Genomic DNA, 17,881 nt, shown 5'->3' with positions numbered 1-17,881 from the left:
CGCGAGGCAGCCGCGGGTGAGCCGCTTCTCCCGCGGGGGTGGCGCCGGCGAGGGCCGGCCAACGGCTGCGGCGACGTCGGACCGGGCCACGTGCGTCGGCGGCGGTCAGTCGGTGTCGTCCGGGTCGCAGTTGAACTTCGCCGCGCCGGCCGTCATCTCGATGCCGCCGAGGATGTGCGACAGGAACCGCGGCTCGGTGTAGCTCTCCGAGGTGTGGCCCAGGCCGGTGTAGAAGGAGCGCCCGCCGTCGTAGGGGTGGCACCAGGAGATGGGGTGGTCCGCGCCCATCGAGCCGCCGTTGTAGCCGACCGGGTCGTACGTCCGCTCGTCCAGCGTGGCCAGGACGCGCACGTCGGCACGCGGGTTGGACTGGTAGTTGTACCACTCGTCGGTGCGGGTCCACCGGTTGGGCAGGTCCCGGGTGGCCGCGGTGCCGTGTCCGGCGACGTTCACCGTCGCCTGCTGGATCGCCGGGTGGTCCTTGAAGTACGCGCCGACCAGGCCGCCGTACCACGCCCAGGTGTAGCCGGAGTCGGCGGCGGCGTGGATGCCGACGTAGCCGCCGCCGTGCTCGATGTAGCGCTGGAAGGCGTCCTTCTCGGACTGCTGGTCCAGCGGGTCGCCCGTCGTGGAGACGAAGACGACCGTCTGGTACTGGGCCAGGTCGGCGTCGTTGAACCGCGTGGCGTCCTCGGTCGCGTCGACCGCGAAGCCGTGGTCCTGGCCGAGCTTCTCGATCGCGGCGACGCCGTCGGGGATGGAGGCGTGCCGGTAGCCGGTGGTCTTGGAGAACACCAGCACCCGGAACGCCGGGGTCGCGGCGTGTGCGGTGGCGGCGCTCGTGGCGGCGAGCGGCAGGGCCAGAGCGGCTGCCGAGAGCAGCGCGACGATACCTCTGCGGGACATCATCAACCTTTCGTGACCTGCTTGCGGGGACGGAGGACGGCGGGTCAGCTGAAGGCGCCGGGAAGGTACTGGTCGACGTTCTCCTTCGTCACGGTGGCGGAGAACAGGGTCAGCGAGGACGGCAGGTCCTGCCCGACGAGGTCGCTCATGCCCTTGTGCTGGGCGATGAGCCGGGCGAGCTTGACGGCCGAGGCGGACATGTTGGACGGGTAGACGACGGTGGCCTTGAGCACGGAGTTGTCGGCCTTGATCTCCTGCATGGCGTGCTGGGAGCCGGCGCCGCCGACCATGAAGAACTCGCTCCGGCCGGCCTGCTTGATGGCTGCCTCGACGCCGATGCCCTGGTCGTCGTCGTGGTTCCACACCGCGTCGAGGTGCGAGCGCGCCTGCAGGACGTTGCTCATCACCTGCTGGCCGGAGTCCGCGGTGAAGTTGGCGGCCTGCCGGATGCCCACGCGGAAGCCGTACTTGGCCAGGCCCCGCTTGAATCCCGCGCTGCGCTGCTTGGTGAGTTCCAGGTTGTCGATCCCGGCGATCTCGCCGATCACGGGCGAGGAGACGCCCTTGGCCTTGAGGGTCCTGCCGATGTAGAGGCCGGCGTTGAGTCCCATGCCGAAGTTGTCGCCGCCGACCCAGGTCCGGTAGGCCAGGGGCGAGTCGAAGACCCGGTCGAGGTTGATCACGGGGATGCCCGCGTCCATCGCCTGCTGGGCGACGGCGGTCAGCGCCTTGCCGTCGAACGGCAGGATCACCAGGGCGTCGACCTTCTTGCCGATCAGCGTCTGGACCTGGCTGATCTGGGCGTTGACGTCGTTGGTGCCCTCGACGGCCTCGAAGTGCACGTCGGAGTACTGCTTCGCCTGCGCCATGGCGTTCTTGGTGATGGCCGCCATCCAGCCGTGGTCGGCGGCCGGGGCCGAGAACCCGATCGACACGGTCCTGCCCGGCTTGTCGTTGTCGGTGCCGGCCTTGGTCGCCGCCTTGACGTCGTCGGTGGAGGCGTCGCTCTTGTTGCTGGTGCAGCCGGCGACCAGGGCGCCGCCGCCGAGCACCGCGCCGCTGAGGAGAAGCCTTCTGCGGTCCAGTCCGCCGGGTCCGCGCTTGTCCATCTCGCTGAGTCCTTCCAGTCACGGGGTCCTGCATGGGTCGCGCCTGCCGTGGTCGATGCGGACGTGCCGCGCGGCTGGGCCTGGGGCGGCGCGGGCGGCGGCAGCGGGGACGGAGCCGCCGGCCGCGCCGCTGCTACGGGGTGGCGGTTCGGCGGCCGCGCCGCTGGACCAGCACGGCGGCGACGATGATCAGTCCCTTGGCGATCTGCTGGATGTCGGTGGTGAGGTTGTTCAGCACGAAGATGTTGGTGATCGTGGTGAACACGAGGACGCCCAGGATCGAGCCGACGAGCGAGCCGCGGCCGCCGGTCAGCAGGGTTCCGCCGATGATCACCGCGGCGATCGAGTCCAGTTCGTACAGGTCGCCGAGGTTGCTGGCCCCCGAGGTGGTCCGCGCGGTCAGCATGACGGCGGCGATGCCGCAGCACAGTCCCGACAGGACGTACAGCACCACGGTGTGACGGCGCACGTCGAGGCCGGCGAGGCGGGCGGCCTCCTGGTTGCCGCCGATGGCGAACGTCCGCCGGCCGAAGGTGGTGCGGTTGAGCAGCACCCAGCCGACGAGCACGGCCACCGCCAGGATGTAGACCAGCAGGGGAATGCCGAGCCACTTGGTGGAGGCGATGGAGTTGAACGACTCCACGGTGACCACCTGGGACTGCCGGTCGGAGATCCGCTCGGCCAGTCCGCGGGCGCTCGCCATCATGGCGATGGTGGTGATGAACGCCACGATGTTGCCGTAGGCGATGATCAGCCCGTTGACGAGGCCGACGACCGCGCCGACCGCGAGCGCGCAGAAGACCATGCCGCCGAGGCCGTAGGACTGCGTGGCCACGGTGGTGCACCACACGGACGCGAGTGCCACGATCGCGCCGACGGACAGGTCGATGCCGCCGCCGATGATGATGAAGGTCTGGCCGATCGTGATGACCCCGATGACGGCCGCACTGGTGAGGATGACCAGCGCGTTCTGGCTGGTCGCGAAGTTGTCCGAGGTCAGCGCACCGATGACGCAGAGCAGGACGAGGACGACGAACAGGCCCAGGTTGCGCACCCTGCCCATGTGTCCGAGGAAGGAGGCTCTGCCGCTCTTCCCGGGTGCGGTGCCGGTCTGCCGGACGGATCCGGCCGGTGACTCCTGGCCGGTGACGGGCAGCGGACCGCTCCCGCCGGGGGGACTGGTCTGCCGGCTCACGCGGAGCTCCCTTCCATGACGAGGTCGAGCACGTGCGATTCGTCGAGGTCCGAGGCGGCGGCCTCACGGACCACCCGCCCTTCGCGCAGTACGAGGACGCGGTCGGCGAGGCCGAGGACCTCGGGCACCTCGCTGGAGACGAGGAGGACACCGACCCCCGAGTCCGCGAGCCCCCGGATGAGCGTGTAGAGCTCCGCCCGCGCCCCGACGTCCACGCCGCGGGTGGGCTCGTCCAGCAGCAGCAGCCGGCAGTCCTTGAGCAGCCAGCGGGCGACGACGGCCTTCTGCTGGTTGCCGCCGGAGAGGGTGCGCACCGGCCGGGTCGGGTCGGGGGGCCGCAGGTCGAGGCTGCGGACCGCTTGCGTCGTCGCGGCCAGTTCGGCTCCGGAGTCGAGGAACCCGGCGCGGGCGAACCGGCGCAGCGAGGACAGGGACACGTTGTGGGCGATGGAGGACTGCAGGAACAGCGCCTGGCTCTTGCGCTCCTCCGGGGCGAGCCCGAGGCCCGCCCGGACGGCGGCGGTGACACTGCCGGGCCGCAGGGCGGATCCCGCCACGCGGATGCGCCCGGAGGCCGGCCGCCGGGCTCCGTAGACCGTTTCGAGGATCTCCGAGCGGCCCGAGCCGACCAGGCCGGCGAGCCCGACGATCTCGCCGGCCCGGACGGTGAAGGAGACGTCGTGGAACTCCCCCGGGCGGCCGAGGTGTTCGACCTCCAGCAGCACCGGCCGCTCGTCCGGGCCGGGGCTTTCGGGCCTCGGCGGGAAGACGTACTCGACGGTGCGGCCCGTCATCAGCGAGACCAGCTCGGAGGTGGGGGTGGTGCGCGCGGGCAGTCCCCGGGCGACCGTGCGGCCGTCCTTGAGGACGGTGACGCGGTCCCCTATCCGGCGGATCTCCTCCATCCGGTGGGAGATGTAGACGACCGCCACGCCGGCGGCGGTGAGGTCGCCGATGACGCGGAAGAGGTTGTCCACCTCGTCGTGGGCGAGTACGGCGGACGGCTCGTCCATGATGATCAGCCGCGCGTCGTGCGAGAGGGCACGCGCCATGGACACGAGTTGCTTGCCGGCCGCCGACAGCTCGCCCACCTCACGGGTGACCGGGATCTCCGGGTGCCCCAGTCTGCGCAGGAGCCCGCGGGCGGCGGCGTGCATCCGCGAGCGCCGCGTGAACCCCAGCCGGGACTGCTCGTGTCCCAGGTAGATGTTCTCCGCCACCGACAGGCCGTCGGCCAGGTCGAGTTCCTGGTAGATGGTGGCGATCCCGTGGCGCATGGCGGCCGTCGGGGTCGGGAGGGTCACCGGTTCGCCCTGCCAGGCGATGTGTCCCGCGTCGGGCTGGTGGGCGCCGGCGAGGACCTTGATGAGCGTCGATTTGCCGGCGCCGTTCTGGCCCAGCAGGCAGTGCACCTCTCCGGCGACCACGTCGAGGTCGACGCCGTCGAGGGCCCGGACGCCGGGGAACTCCTTGACGACGCCTTGCATCTCGAGCAGCGGGGCACTCATGGGTCTCCCTCTGATGCGGTACGCCGGCCCGCACGGGGCCTGCGGCGGTTCGTCGGCTTCTGGTCACCTTGCCCTCGCGGACGGCCTCGCCGGGGAGGCTCGTGAGGGGCCCGACGTGTCGCGGACGGCAGGTGATCCGGGGTCGGGCCGGGGCCCGTCGTGGATCCTTGACGTATTCCTTCGGGGCGGACTTCGGTGGTGCGGGCCGGGGGTTTCCCTGCTTTGTGGAACAAGCCGCCCAGTGTCAGCCCGGCGGGCTGAGAGGAAGGTAGTTCTCGGGGCGCGGTTTGAAAAGGGTCCGCGAACCGTTCGAGTTCATCGTGGCCGGATGCGGCAACAGGTGTAACACTTTTGGGCATTCGGCGGCGAGGACGCCGTACACCCCTCCCCGCCTGCCCGTTACCCTTGAGAAGTACGGAATGGAGGACGCGCGTGGTGTGCGGACCTCAAACCGAGGCAGGCGGGTATTCCCGGAGCACGCGATCGAATATGCCCCGGCTTTTACAGTCGTGCCGTTGCTCGATTCCCGTGAGGGGTTTCCCGGAAATACTCCTTTCCCTGCGCGGTCAGGGAGCGACCGCGACGGGGTCGCCGGTGCCGGACGGCATCGGCGGGTTCTGCCGCGACGCTTCCGTGTGCGCGACGGGCGTCCAGACGCTGCCGTGCGCGGCGCTGTGCTCCACCGCCGCCAGCACCCGCTGCACCTGCAGTCCGTCGGCGAACGACGGCTCGGGGTCCCGGCCCTCGACGATGGCGTGCATCAGGTCGCGCACCTGGTGCACGAAGGTGTGGTCGTAGCCGAGTCCGTGCCCGGGCGGCCACCACCCCTCGAGATAGGGGTGGTCCGGTTCGGTGACCAGGATCCGCCGGAAGCCCGCCGTCGCGGCCGGCTCGGTGTGGTCGTGGAACTCCAGTTCGTTGAGGCGCTCCAGATCGAAGGCGATGCTGCCGCGGTCGCCGTTGATCTCGATGCGCAGGGCGTTCTTCCGGCCGGCGGCGAACCGCGTGGCCTCGAAGGACGCGACGGCGCCTGAGGGAAACCGGCCGGTGAACAGCGCGGCGTCGTCCACCGTCACGGGTCCGCGTGGCGCGGCCCCGTCGGCGACGGCCGCGAGCCCCGACGACGCGGTGGGCAGCGGCCGTTCGCGGACGAACGTCTCGGTCAGGGCGGAGACTCCCGACAGCGGCTCCCCGACCAGGAACTGGGCGAGGTCGACGATGTGGGCGCCGATGTCGCCCAGCGCGCCGGAGCCGGCGTGCTCGCGCTGCAGTCGCCATACCAGCGGGAACTCCGGATCCACGATCCAGTCCTGGAGGTACTGCGCCCGTACGTGCCGCAGGGCGCCGAGGCGGCCGTCGGCGATCAGCCGGCGGGCCAGAGCGAGCGCCGGTGTGCGTCGGTAGCTGAAGCCCACCATGGAGCGCACCCCGCGGCGCGAGGCCGCTGCGGCGGCCGCGGCCATCGCCTCCGCCTCCTCGACGGTGTTGGCGAGCGGCTTCTCGCACAACACGTGCTTGCCGGCCTCCAGCGCCGCGATCGCGATCTCGGCGTGGCTGGAGCCGGGAGTGCAGATGTCCACCAACTGCACGTCGGGGCGGGCGATGAGGGCCCGCCAGTCGGTCTCGGTCGCGGCCCAGGCCTGCCGGCGGGCCGCCTCTTCCAGGGCTGTACGCTCGCGTCCGGCGAGGGCGGCCATGACCGGGCGCATGGGCAGATCGAAGGCGCAGGCGGCGGTACGCCAGGCATGCGAGTGCGTGCGGCCCATGAAGGCGTATCCGACCATGCCCACCCCGATCGCGGGCGAGCCGTGCTGACTGTCCATAGGCGCTCCAATGCTCGTGGGCGCGGGCAACGGACGCGGGAACGCGTCCGTTCGCGGGGAACGGATTCCGGCCGCGCGAGGGCGCGTCAGGCCGGTGAGAAGATGTGGTCGCTGATCAGCCGGGTGGCGCCGACGACGCCGGCGGTCTGACCGAGCTCGCCGAGGACGATCGGCAGGTTGCCGGTCGCGAGCGGCAGGGACTGCCGGTAGACCTGGGTGCGGATGCTGGCGAGGAAGGTGTGCCCCAGCCCGGTCAGTCCTCCCCCGATGACCACAAGGCCGGGGTTGAAGAAGCTGACCAGGCCCGCGATCACCTGACCGACGCGGGTTCCGCCCGTGCGGATCAGGTCGAGGGCGGCGGCGTCACCGGCGCCGGCGGCCGCCGACACGTCCTCGGGGGTCAGCCGTCCCGCCGCCTCCAGCCGCCCGGCCAGCTCCGCCGAGCGGCCCGCCTCGGCGAGCGCCGTCGCGTCGCGCACCAGGGCGTTGCCGCCGAAGTACGCCTCCAGGCAGCCGATGTTGCCGCAGGCGCACGGCGGGCCTTCCGGGTCCACCTGGATGTGCCCGATGTCGCCGGCGCTGCCGGTGACACCCCGGTGGACCTCGCCGCGCACCACGATGCCGCAGCCGATGCCGGTCCCGACCTTGACCCACAGGAAGTCGCGTACGGACCGGGCGACTCCGGCCTGCTGCTCGCCCAGGGCCATCAGGTTCACGTCGTTGTCGACGAGGACGGGGCAGCCGAGCTCCTGGCTGAGCGCCTCGCGGACGGGGAAGCCGTCCCAGCCGGGCATGATCGGCGGTGCGACGGGGACGCCCTCCGGGAACCGGACGGGTCCCGGCACGCCGATCCCGGCGCCGTCGAAGTGCTCCGCGAGACCGGCCTCGCGCAGCTTGGCGGCCAGGGCGAGCACCCGCTCGAACACGGCCACCGGGCCGTCGCGCACGTCCAGCGGCTCGGCCAGGTGACCGAGGACCTCCAGCTCCGCGTTGGTGACGGCGACATCCACCGAGGTGGCGCCGATGTCCACGCCGAGGAAGCGCAGGGAGGGGGCGATCCGGACGTTGTGCGAGCGGCGGCCGCCGCGGGACGCGGCGAGACCGTCCTGGACGACGAGGCCCGTCTCCAGCAGCCGGTCGATCTCCACCGCGAGCTTGGAGCGTGACAGCTCGACCCGGTCGCCGAGGGCGACCCGGGACTGCGGACCGAGGTCGCGCAGCAGGCGGAGCAGCCCGGCCTGATGGACATTGGCCGGTCGAGCCGTCATACGCCTCACGCCGCCCCTCCCGTCGTCGCCGAAGTCCTGCACCCGCCCGGCAGGTTGGGGCGCGACTTTCAAGAAAACGGTAGCACCGTCCTGCTGAGCCCGAAAGAACTTGTGCAGCATTCCGATGCACTTTCATCTCGCAGTGGACAAAGCCTGGTCGGGGTCGAGGAGGCCTGACGGGGTGGGGTGGCGGCCGTCGGCCGGTGTGCCACCCCATCAGGCCTGTGGCGGCCGTCAGTTCACCGCTCCGTGTGCGCGGAGTGGAGCTTGCCGACGTCGCAGCGGCCGGCGGCCTTCTTGATGTCGCCCGCCTCCCGCTGGTCGACGACGCCCTCGCGCCTCAGGTCCGCGACGAGCTTCTCGACGTGCGAGACGAACGCGCCGTGGCCGGCCCAGGGCCGGTGGTCCTCGATCAGCTCGTTGATCGTGCAGCCGTTCGTCGTGACGCGGTTCGGGATGCCCGTGTCGACCGTGCCCAGGTACACCGTCGAACGGTCGTCCGTCTCGGGGCAGTCGGTGGGCGGCTTGCTGTCCACGACGGTCAGGGTCAGCGACTTGGCCGCGGACGTGTTGCCGGCCTTGTCGGTGGCCCGGTACAGGAAGGTGTGGCTGCCCGCTCTGTTCACCGCCACCGGCGCGGAGTACGGCAGGTAGGGGCCGCCGTCCAGGGAGTACTCGGTGGCGGCCACACCCGACCCCGCGTCCGACGCCGTCACCGTGACCGTCGCACCGCCCACGTAGTTCCCGGAGGAGTCCTTCGTCCCCGAGACGGAGGCCGACACCTCCGGCGGAGTGGTGTCCTGCGGCGGGGCGGCGACCACCGTGAACGACACCGTCTGCGCCGCGGAGGTGTTGCCCGCCTTGTCCGTCGCCCGGTACGCCACCGTGTGTTGACCCACACCGCTCACCTGGACCGGCGCGCTGTAGTCCCGGTAGGCCCCGCCGTCGAGCGCGTACTCGATCGTGTCCACGCCCGACCCCGTGTCGGAAGCCGTCACGGTCACCGTCGCACTGGAGACATAGTCACCGGAGGCGTCCTTCGTCCCCGACACCGACGCGGACGTCTGAGGCGGAGTGGTGTCCTCGGGCGGAGCCGCCACCACCGCGAACGACACCGACTTCACCGCCGACGTGTTGCCCGCCTTGTCGGTGGCCCGGTACGCCAGAGTGTGCTGACCGACACCGCTCACCCGCACCGGGTCGGTGTAGGCCGCGTAAGCCCCGCCGTCCAGCGCGTACTCGATGGTGTCCACCCCGGAACCGGAGTCCGAGGCCGACACCGTCACCGTCGCACTGTCGACGTAGTTGCCCGAAGCGTCCTTCGTCCCCGACACCGTCGCCGACGTCTGAGGCGGAGTGGTGTCCTCGGGCGGGGCCGCCACCACCGCGAACGACACCGACTTCACCGCCGACGTGTTGCCCGCCTTGTCGGTGGCCCGGTACGCCAGAGTGTGCTGACCGACACCGCTCACCCGCACCGGATCGGTGTACGTCGCGTAAGCCCCGCCATCGAGCGCGTACTCGATGCTGTCCACCCCGGAACCGGAGTCCGAGGCCGACACCGTCACCGTCGCACTGTCGACGTAGTTGCCCGAAGCGTCCTTGGTCCCCGACACCGTCGCCGACGTGTCCGGTGCGGTGGTGTCGTTCCCGGGGGCCGCGGTGACGGTCAGTTCGCCCGACATCATGTGGCCGGGCATCGCGCAGTAGTAGTGGTAGACACCGGGGGTCAGGGTGACCTCCGCCGTGTGGCGGCCTCCGCCGGAGTCGGACGGGCTCGCCTGGATGTTGAGGCTGACGTCGGTGTTGTAGTCGGGGTTCGAGGTGTCGAACGTCAGCGTGTGCGGCATCCCCGTCGTGTTGCCGGTGGCCGCGCTGTTCTCGAACACGATCGTGGCCGGTCCGGCCACCGCCGTGGTGGGGGCGGACGTATAGCCCATGTAGCCGTCCCCGGCCGTCCAGGTGAGCACCTGGGTCGCCGCCGGGGCGTCGGGGGCCAGCGCCGCGTACGCGGCCGGCGCGGCCAGCGAGAACGCCGTGAGCACCAGGGCCACCAGCGCCACCCACGCCGGGTGGGGGCCGAACCGGCCCCGCGACGCGGATCTGGAGGGGGGCGGATCCGTCTGGGCATGGAGCAGTCTTCTGAACACCGCTGCACCTTTCGCGCATCGCTTGTTGCGGTACCGCGCACGGATCGGCGGTCCCGCCGGGAAAGGACGACCAGCCGCCGGGACGACCGCGTCGTGGCCCGTCCGGCCGTGTGCCGCGCGGAGCTCGGTCCCTGGCGGCGACGGCGCACGGTCCGTCACCCGACCGACGCCCTGAACTGTCGTGCGGGGGCTCACCCATCTCTGTCGGATGGCGCCAATGCTGGGAAGCTAGCCGTCTTTTGACGGTCCGCCAAGGTCTATGACCGCAACTCGACCAACTTTGGCCTGAGTCTGGAAAAACTGGCGAAGCGCCGTTACGGTGAGGCCGTTCCGAGGCGCAGTTCGCCTCGCTGTGCCGAGCCCGTCTCGGCCGTACCGCCGCACCCGCCGGCCATGCGGCCCCGGATCGGCGGCCCACCGACGACTCCTGCGCCGGCCCCGCGGGGCCGAACGCCCGGCGCACCACCGCACACCGCCGCGTCCGGATGCCGTGTTGCCCGGAGCGGCGTACCTCACGACCACGAAAACGCCTGCAGGCACCGACGCCTGTCGCGGATTGGAGAGCGATGACCGACTCAGGCGCAGGCGCGAGACGCCTCTTGTCCCGGCGATCGTTCGCCGCCTCGGCCGTGGCGGCGACCGTCGCCCCCGCGGTGATCGGCGGCACCGCGGCCGCCGTGCCCTCGGACAAGCCCGCCGGGGACGACAAGGGCGGCCAGGTCCGCAACCTGACGCTGTACATGGAGAAGCTGCCGAACGGGGAGATGGGCTACGGCCTCCACCCCGGGCAGGCGACGATCCCGGGCCCGCTCATCGAGCTGACCGAGGGCGACACCATGAACATCGAGGTGGTCAACAACCTCGACGTCGCCGCCAGCCTGCACGTGCACGGCCTGGACTACGACACCGCCAGCGACGGCACCAGGATGAACGACAGCGTCGTCCAGCCCGGCGACCGGCGCACCTATGTCTGGCGCACCCATGCCCCGGGCAGACGTCACGACGGCACATGGGAGGCCGGAAGCGCCGGCTACTGGCACTACCACGACCACAACGTGGGCACCGAGCACGGCACCGGCGGGATCAAGAAGGGGCTGTACGGTCCCGTGGTGGTGCGCCGCAAGGGCGATGTGCTGCCCGACAAGCAGTTCACGGTCGTGTTCAACGACATGACCATCAACAACCGGGTCGCTCCCGGCACCCCCACCTTCAAGGCGGTCCGCGGCGAGCGGGTGGAGTTCGTCGTGATCACCCACGGCGACTTCTTCCACACCTTCCACGTGCACGGCCACCGCTGGGTGGACAACCGCACCGGGATGCTGGAAGGCCCGCAGGACGTCAGCCGGGTGATCGACACGAAGACCACCGGCCCCGCGGACTCCTTCGGGTTCCAGGTGATCGCCGGTGAACGGGTCGGCGCGGGCGCCTGGATGTACCACTGCCACGTCCAGAGCCACTCGGACATGGGCATGTCCGGCGTCTTCCTGGTGACCGAGGCCGACGGCACGGTCCCCGGCGGCGGCATGCCCATGTAGGCCGGGCGGCCCGTGCCCGTCCCGTTCCCCCCAAGCCACGCCCGTCCGACCTGACCGGACGGTCCGACGGGCGTGTACCACCTGCCGTGCGAGGCCCGTGCGGCAGCCCGGCTCCACCCCTGACCACTCTTCCGTTGCCGGATCGAGTCAAGGAGCAACCATGGGCCGAAGAGACCGGTTCACCCTGTCACGACGAAGTGGAGCGCCACCGTCGCCTTCCGCTCGGATCCCCCGCCGGGCGCCGGCCTGGCGCCGAGCGGTCGTCCTGCTGTCCGCCTCGGCGCTGGCACTGGGACTGTCCGCGCTGCCGGCCGTGCAGGCACAAGCGCAGGCGCCGTCCGCAAGCGACTCCGACCAGGACGCCGGCGCCGAATCCCCGGTGAACGTCCTGGTCTTCCACGGGCCGGCCGCCCAGCAGGACGACCCCGTCGGGGCCGCCGTGTCGACGATCAAGGAACTGGGCCAGAAGAACGGCTTCTCCGTGGACGAGTCGGACGATCCGTCCGTCTTCACCCCCGACCGCCTGGCCCGCTACCGGGGCGTGGTCTTCCTGTCGGCCAAAGGCGTGTCCCTCACCTCCGACGAGGAGTCCGCGTTCCAGGCCTACGTCAAGGGCGGCGGCGGCTTCGTCGGCGTCCACGACGCCGCACGCGCGGAGGCCGGCTCCGACTGGTTCACCGGCCTCATCGGCACGCGTCCGGCCGCCAGCCTGCCCGCCTCCGAGAAGGTCGCGGACGTCACGGCCAGCGACGACAACCCGCCGAACGAGACGAAGGCCAAGCTGTTCGACGGCAGCAGCACCACCAAGTGGCTGGCGCACCAGAACACCGCGTGGGTCGCGGCGAAGATGGACCATCCGGTCGCCGTCGCTCAGTACGCGCTCACCTCGGCCAACGACTACCCCGGCCGGGACCCCAAGGACTGGACCCTGCAGGGCTCCCAGGACGGGGACACCTGGAAGACGCTGGACACCCAGACCGGCCAGAACTTCCCGGACCGGTTCCAGACCAGGCAGTACACGTTCTCCAACACCACGGCGTACCAGTACTACCGGCTGAACGTCACCGCCAACTCCGGTGAGCCGCTGATCCAGTTGGCCGAGCTGCGGCTGTTCGGCGCCGACCCGGCGCCCGCGCCGGAGACCAAGGTGCAGCAGGCGGTGGTGGACGTCACCGACCGTCAGCACCCGGCGAACAAGGGCCTGCCGCTGAAGTGGACCCGCTCCGACCAGTGGATGAACTGGGACCCGAACCCGAACGGCAAGGTCCAGACGGTCGCCCAGGTCGAGGAGAACTCCTACGACGCGGGACCGGCGGGCAACGGCGCCTTCCACCCGGTCTCCTGGTGCCGGGACTACGACGGCGGCCGGTCGTTCTACACCGGCATGGGCCGCACCGAGGACAGCTACACCTCGGACACCAAGTTCCGGAGCCATCTGCTCGGCGCCATCGAGTGGACGACCGGCATGGTCCGCGGCGACTGCCAGGCGACCATCGGGTCGAACTACTCGGTCGAACGGCTCACGGGCAAGAACCAGTCGGGTCAGCTCGACCAGATCGGTGAGCCGCACGGCCTGACCATCGCCCCCGACGGCAAGGTCTTCTACATCGGCAAGGCGGCCTGCCCGAGCGGACCGATCCCCGACTGGAACGACCCGAAGGTGGGCCTGGGCTGCGGCACGATCCACCAGTGGGACCCCAAGACCAAGAAGGTCAAGCTGCTCACCACGCTCGACGTGATGGGCAACCGGGGCAGCGGCGACGAGCTGGTCAAGAACGAGGAGGGTCTGGTCGGCATCACGCTCGACCCCAAGTTCGAGCAGAACGGCTGGATCTACGTCTACTGGATGCCGCACGAGTCCATCGACCGGGACAAGCAGACGGGCCAGCGCACCATCTCGCGGCTGACCTACGACTTCAAGGACCAGTCGATCGACAAGAGCACCCGCAAGGACCTGCTGCACTGGACCGCCCAGATCCACAGCTGCTGCCACACGGGCGGCGGCATGACCTTCGACAACGAGGGCAACCTCTACGTCGGCGTCGGTGACGACAACTCCTCCCAGGGAGCCGGGGCCGGCTACTCCGGGAACAACTGGACCAAGGACTACAAGGGCCTGTCCTTCCAGGACGCCCGCCGTACGGCCGGCAACACCAACGACCTCAACGGCAAGATCCTGCGGATCCACCCCGAGCCCGACGGCACGTACACGATCCCCAAGGGCAACCTGTTCACCGGCCAGGAGGAGGGCGGCGGCAAGACCCGTCCGGAGATCTACGTCATGGGTGTCCGCAACATCGCGCGGATCGCCTGGGACAAGACCCACAACTGGCTGACCGCGGCCTGGGTCGGCCCCGACGCGCCGACGCCCGACCCGGAGCTCGGCCCGGCCAAGTACGAGACCGCGACCGTCATCACGTCCGCGGGCAACCAGGGCTGGCCGTACTGCATGGGCGACAAGCAGCCGTACCGCGACCGCAGCAACACCGACGCGAGCGTGCTGACCGGCTGGTACGACTGCGACCACCCGAAGAACACCTCGCCGCGCAACACCGGTCTGGTGGACCTCCCGCCGGTCCGCAGCAACATGATCTGGTACTCGCCGCAGGGCGGCGGCGTGGTCTACCCGAAGCGCGGTGACGGCAGCGGGCTGCCCACGTACGTGCAGAGCGACGAGAAGTACACCGAGCCCTACCTCAAGGGCGGCGGCCAGGCCATCATGGACGGCCCGACCTACCACCGCTCGGAGGTCGACACCGGAAGCGGTGTCGCCTGGCCCGCGTACTGGGACGACAAGTGGTTCATCGGTGACGAGTCCAACGCCAACAACCGGGTCGCGGTCACCGTCACCCCGGACGACGTGAAAACCCAGTCCCAGCCGGAATTCGGCGAGGACCTGCGCCAGATCCTCCCCGGCGGCACCGGGGACACCAAGGTCCAGAGCTGGATGGACGCCAAGTTCGGCCCGGACGGCGCGCTGTACATGCTCGACTACGCCGGCGGCTTCTTCAGCCTGGACCCGAACCAGAAGCTGGTCCGCGTCGCCTACCACGGCGGTCCGGCCACGCCGAACCCGAGCGACGCCTCGGGGCGTGCGATCGCGCAGAGCAAGCCGCGGACGATCCAGTTCTCGGCGGCGAAGGCGGGCGGTGTCGCATGGGAGTGGGACTTCGGTGACGGCAGCAAGCCGTCGCACGAGCCCGACCCGACGCACACCTACGCCGATTACGGCACCTACCACGCCACCCTGAAGGTGACGTACGCCGACGGCGAGCACGCCACCGGGAAGATCGACGTGACGGCGGGCTGCACGGCGCCCGACGCCCGCTCCACGGTCTGGCTGCTCGACCGCGACACCGGTGTGGCCAACCACAAGGCCGGCGGCGGCTGCACGATCAACGACCTGATCGACGACGAGGGCGCCTGGCCCAGCCACGGCGCGTTCGTCAGCAGCCTCGACGACCTGGTCGACCAGTTCCGCAAGGACGGTGTCATCGACAACCACGAGGCGGCGACGCTCAGCAAGGAAGGCGCCCGGTCGCCCATCGGCAAGACACCCGGGTACACCTCCCTCTTCGACGGATCGGCGACCAGCCTCGCCGGATGGAGCCAGGCGGGCGCGGGCCGGTTCTCGCTCCTGCCGGACGGCACCCTGCGCAGTTCCGGCGGCATGGGCATGCTCTGGTACAGCAAGCAGCAGTTCAAGGACTACTCGATCCGGCTGCGGTTCCGGGATGTCGCTCCGGACGACCACCGGGCCAACAGCGGTGTGTTCGTGCGGTTCCCCGATCCGCGCACGCCGCTGGACCAGCGCCCCGAGGGCTGCAGCACGACCGGATCGGCCCGCACCGCTCCGGAGTGGGTGGCGATCTACTGCGGCAACGAGATCCAGATCTACGACGGTGACACCGGTGAGCCCCAGAAGACCGGCTCGGTGTACAACTTCGATCCGGTGGACCTGGACCATGCGAAGGTCACTGCGAAGGACCAGTGGAACGACTACGAGATCCGGGTCGTCGGACAGCACTACACGATCATCCGCAACGGCGTGGTGATCAACGAGTTCGACAACACGCCCGGCAAGTCGTCGTCGCGTGCGGGCGATCCGCCCACGGACCTGCGTCAGTTCGCCAAAGGCTACGTGGGGCTGCAGAACCACAGTGACAACGACCTGATCGAGTTCCGCGACATCCGGGTGCGGGACCTGTCGTAAGGAGCGGTCCCAGCCGGGCTCGGGGCGGCGGCCCCGGGCCCGGCTCTGCGCGTACCGCGATGAAACCTTTCATGTAGACCACACCGATGCGGCGGCGCACCCCTTGACCGCGCGCATGTGATCAGTTACCCAAGCTACTTGAAACGTGAAAGCGATTTCTGATGACCCGCGGTCGATCACGGGTTCTGGCCACCGGTCCGGGCGGCGGCCTTCCCCGCGTTCCCTGCCGGCCGCACTCGGCGAAGGAGGACGAAAGTGTCCATGCTCAGCCACGAGACGGACCGGCGGCCCCAGGCCAACAACCCCTGTCTGCGCAGCGACGAGGTGCACCTGCTGTCGCTTCTGGCGACCGGCCTGCCGGTCGAGTCCGTCGCCCGGCGGCTCCACGTCTGCCCCCGCACAGTGCGGCGACGGTACCGAGGCGTGTGCGACAAGATAGGCGTCAGCAGCGTCATCGAGGCCGTCGCCTGGGCCGCACGGCGCGGACTGATCTGAACCCGCCCCCGAGACCCTGCATTCCCGCACCACACGCGTCCGCGCCCTGCCGAGCCTTCCGGCTGCGGCAGGGCGCGGTGCTGTCGGTGGGTCAGGAGAGCAGGTCGGCGAGCGCCGTGTAGCTGCGCTGGGCGGCGCCGAACGAGCCGGGCGGGTTGGGCCGGGTGTCGGGGGCGGTGTCCTGCTCCCAGATGCCGTGGTGGTTGCCGAACGGCCCGATCGCGTGGATGAAGCGGTGGTAGGGCATGTCACCGGCGCCGAACTCGGTCATGTCGTAACCGTCACCGGCGTTGGGGTCGGACGTGCCGTCCTTCATGTGGAACAGCGTGTACCGGTAGGGGTGGTTGCGCACGTACGCGGCGGGGTCGAAGCCGGGGTAGCGGAACCGGCCGACGAAGGCCCAGTACACGTCCATCTCGAGGTAGACATGGGCGGGGTCGGTGTTCTGCAGGAACACGTCGTACAGGCGCACCGCGGGCTGGTCCGCGGCGAAGGCGAACTCGGCCCAGTGGTTGTGCTGGTAGAGCTTGAGTCCGCGCGCCGACGCGGCCGCGCCCCAGCGGTTGAATTCCTCGGCGGCCGCCTGGTACCCGGCGACCGTGGGGGTGTCCGAGGGGGCGTTCGGGGTCCCGATGTTGGGCATGCCGAGGATCTCGGCGTTGTCCAGCTCCTGCTGCAGGTTGCTGCGGAAGCTGCCGATGCCGATGTGGCTGCCGATGGCTCGCAGGCCGTTGTCGTCGAGCAGCCTGCGGATCTCCTGGACGGTGATCTGCCGGCCGAGGATGGCGGTGTCCTGGGTGTAGCCGGCGAACTCGACCTCCTTGTAGCCCATCCGCGACAGTTCCTCGAAGACGGCGCGGAAGCCGAGTTGGTAGACCTTGTCGCGGACGCTGTAGAGCTGGATGCCGATGGCGTCCTTGGGGATGCTCAGGGCGGCGCCGTGGGGCGGGGCGTCCGGGGCGGGCGTCTGGGCGGCGGCGGGGACCGCGCCGGCGAGGGTTGCCGCACCGATGGCCACCGTGCCTGCGGCTGCCGCACGCAGGAAGCCTCTGCGGTCGAAGTCATGGGCGAACTGACCCATCATCACTCCTTCGTTGGGAAGCACCCGGCCGCGCTGGGCTGCGGCGAGGGGCCGTCAGGGGGAGCCGCCCCGCCCGGTGTCCGGGCGGCGTGGTGGTACGGGGCGTTCCTCGGCCGGGACGTCCGGCGGACGGGCGGTCGGCGGAACCGGGTGCGGGGCGACCGGAGTCGCGCCCGGTGAGCAAGGGCGGTGCGGGCCGCCGAGGTGTGCTCCCCGCGGCCCGCGCGATGGCGGCAGGAGTGCCCCGACGCGTCCCTTGAGGACGATGAACGCCTGAAGTCGTCGATAGTTGAGCACAGATCGGCGTCACTTTTCACTGGATGAGCAAAAGATGTGTCCACTTCAGGGCGCAAAACGCTGCTACCGAGCAGTACCTCCTTGACGGGCCAAGGTCAGGGAGCCACGCTCATGACGCTTCACCAGGGGGCCGCGAACCCCTGCGAGCCCTCTCTTCCTCCCACGGCCACCCGCCCGCTCCACCGATCGCTCGGCTCCCGCCGGCCCGGCCATCCGGACCCGGCCGGCCTCGCGCGACGCGACCGCTCGCGCCGATGTCCATCGCAGCGCCCCAGAGAGGCAGGCAGTACGTGCGTACACC

At 70.5% G+C, this 17,881-nt stretch carries 10 protein-coding genes and 3 pseudogenes; 5 read left to right on the top strand and 8 right to left on the bottom strand.

All coding sequences use genetic code 11. The annotated features are described in order from the left end of the window. Nucleotides 1–105 precede the first annotated feature (105 nt). From AB0950_RS07615 to AB0950_RS07585, 7 genes and pseudogenes are all read right to left on the bottom strand, one after another. Nucleotides 106–909, bottom strand: a complete 804-nt coding sequence (locus AB0950_RS07615; RefSeq protein WP_360157149.1) for a ThuA domain-containing protein — start codon at nucleotides 907–909, stop codon at nucleotides 106–108. 41 nt (nucleotides 910–950) lie between these two features. Beyond that, nucleotides 951–2,015 (bottom strand): substrate-binding domain-containing protein, encoded by a 1,065-nt coding sequence (locus AB0950_RS07610; RefSeq protein ID WP_360157152.1) that lies wholly within the window; start codon nucleotides 2,013–2,015, stop codon nucleotides 951–953. Nucleotides 2,016–2,148: 133 nt separating this feature from the next. Then, on the bottom strand, nucleotides 2,149–3,210 hold the full coding sequence (locus tag AB0950_RS07605) for an ABC transporter permease (RefSeq protein ID WP_360157155.1): 1,062 nt from the start codon (nucleotides 3,208–3,210) through the stop codon (nucleotides 2,149–2,151). Next, on the bottom strand, nucleotides 3,207–4,718 hold the full coding sequence (locus AB0950_RS07600; protein ID WP_360157158.1) for a sugar ABC transporter ATP-binding protein: 1,512 nt from the start codon (nucleotides 4,716–4,718) through the stop codon (nucleotides 3,207–3,209). The genes AB0950_RS07605 and AB0950_RS07600 overlap by 4 nt, the downstream gene beginning before the upstream one ends. 566 nt (nucleotides 4,719–5,284) lie before the next feature. Continuing rightward, nucleotides 5,285–6,541 (bottom strand): Gfo/Idh/MocA family oxidoreductase, encoded by a 1,257-nt coding sequence (locus AB0950_RS07595; protein WP_360575384.1) that lies wholly within the window; start codon nucleotides 6,539–6,541, stop codon nucleotides 5,285–5,287. 86 nt (nucleotides 6,542–6,627) lie between these two features. After that, nucleotides 6,628–7,809, bottom strand: a complete 1,182-nt coding sequence (locus AB0950_RS07590) for an ROK family protein (protein WP_360157164.1) — start codon at nucleotides 7,807–7,809, stop codon at nucleotides 6,628–6,630. A gap of 266 nt (nucleotides 7,810–8,075) precedes the next feature. Continuing rightward, nucleotides 8,076–9,872 (bottom strand): annotated as a pseudogene (locus tag AB0950_RS07585) (chitobiase/beta-hexosaminidase C-terminal domain-containing protein); the annotation flags it as partial. 653 nt (nucleotides 9,873–10,525) lie between these two features. Here AB0950_RS07585 and AB0950_RS07580 point away from each other — a divergent pair. The 5 genes and pseudogenes from AB0950_RS07580 (at nucleotide 10,526) to AB0950_RS07560 (ending at nucleotide 16,202) form a co-directional block, all read left to right on the top strand. After that, nucleotides 10,526–11,494 carry a multicopper oxidase domain-containing protein gene (locus AB0950_RS07580; protein ID WP_366778050.1) on the top strand — a complete coding sequence of 323 codons (969 nt, stop codon included), beginning with the start codon at nucleotides 10,526–10,528 and terminating at the stop codon, nucleotides 11,492–11,494. 160 nt (nucleotides 11,495–11,654) lie between these two features. Next, nucleotides 11,655–12,584: pseudogene (locus AB0950_RS07575) on the top strand (ThuA domain-containing protein); the annotation flags it as partial. A 54-nt stretch (nucleotides 12,585–12,638) separates the two neighbouring features. Next, nucleotides 12,639–14,513: pseudogene (locus AB0950_RS07570) on the top strand (ThuA domain-containing protein); the annotation flags it as partial. After that, a complete protein-coding gene (locus AB0950_RS07565) occupies nucleotides 14,508–15,707 on the top strand; it encodes a family 16 glycoside hydrolase (protein WP_366778176.1) in 1,200 nt (399 codons plus the stop codon). The pseudogene AB0950_RS07570 and the gene AB0950_RS07565, both read left to right, overlap by 6 nt. 261 nt (nucleotides 15,708–15,968) lie before the next feature. Then, nucleotides 15,969–16,202 carry a LuxR C-terminal-related transcriptional regulator gene (locus AB0950_RS07560; RefSeq protein ID WP_360157216.1) on the top strand — a complete coding sequence of 78 codons (234 nt, stop codon included), beginning with the start codon at nucleotides 15,969–15,971 and terminating at the stop codon, nucleotides 16,200–16,202. Nucleotides 16,203–16,293: 91 nt separating this feature from the next. Here the strand turns inward: AB0950_RS07560 and AB0950_RS07555 are convergent, their stop codons facing one another. Beyond that, nucleotides 16,294–17,286 (bottom strand): TIM barrel protein, encoded by a 993-nt coding sequence (locus tag AB0950_RS07555; RefSeq protein ID WP_366778049.1) that lies wholly within the window; start codon nucleotides 17,284–17,286, stop codon nucleotides 16,294–16,296. Nucleotides 17,287–17,881 lie beyond the last annotated feature (595 nt).

Origin of the sequence: Streptomyces sp. NPDC007189 (assembly GCF_040703635.1) — a bacterium.
In the GTDB taxonomy this organism is placed as follows: Bacteria; Actinomycetota; Actinomycetes; order Streptomycetales; family Streptomycetaceae; genus Streptomyces.
The sequence above is the reverse complement of the archived record's forward strand: the minus strand, read 5'-3'. Positions and strand labels throughout refer to the sequence as shown.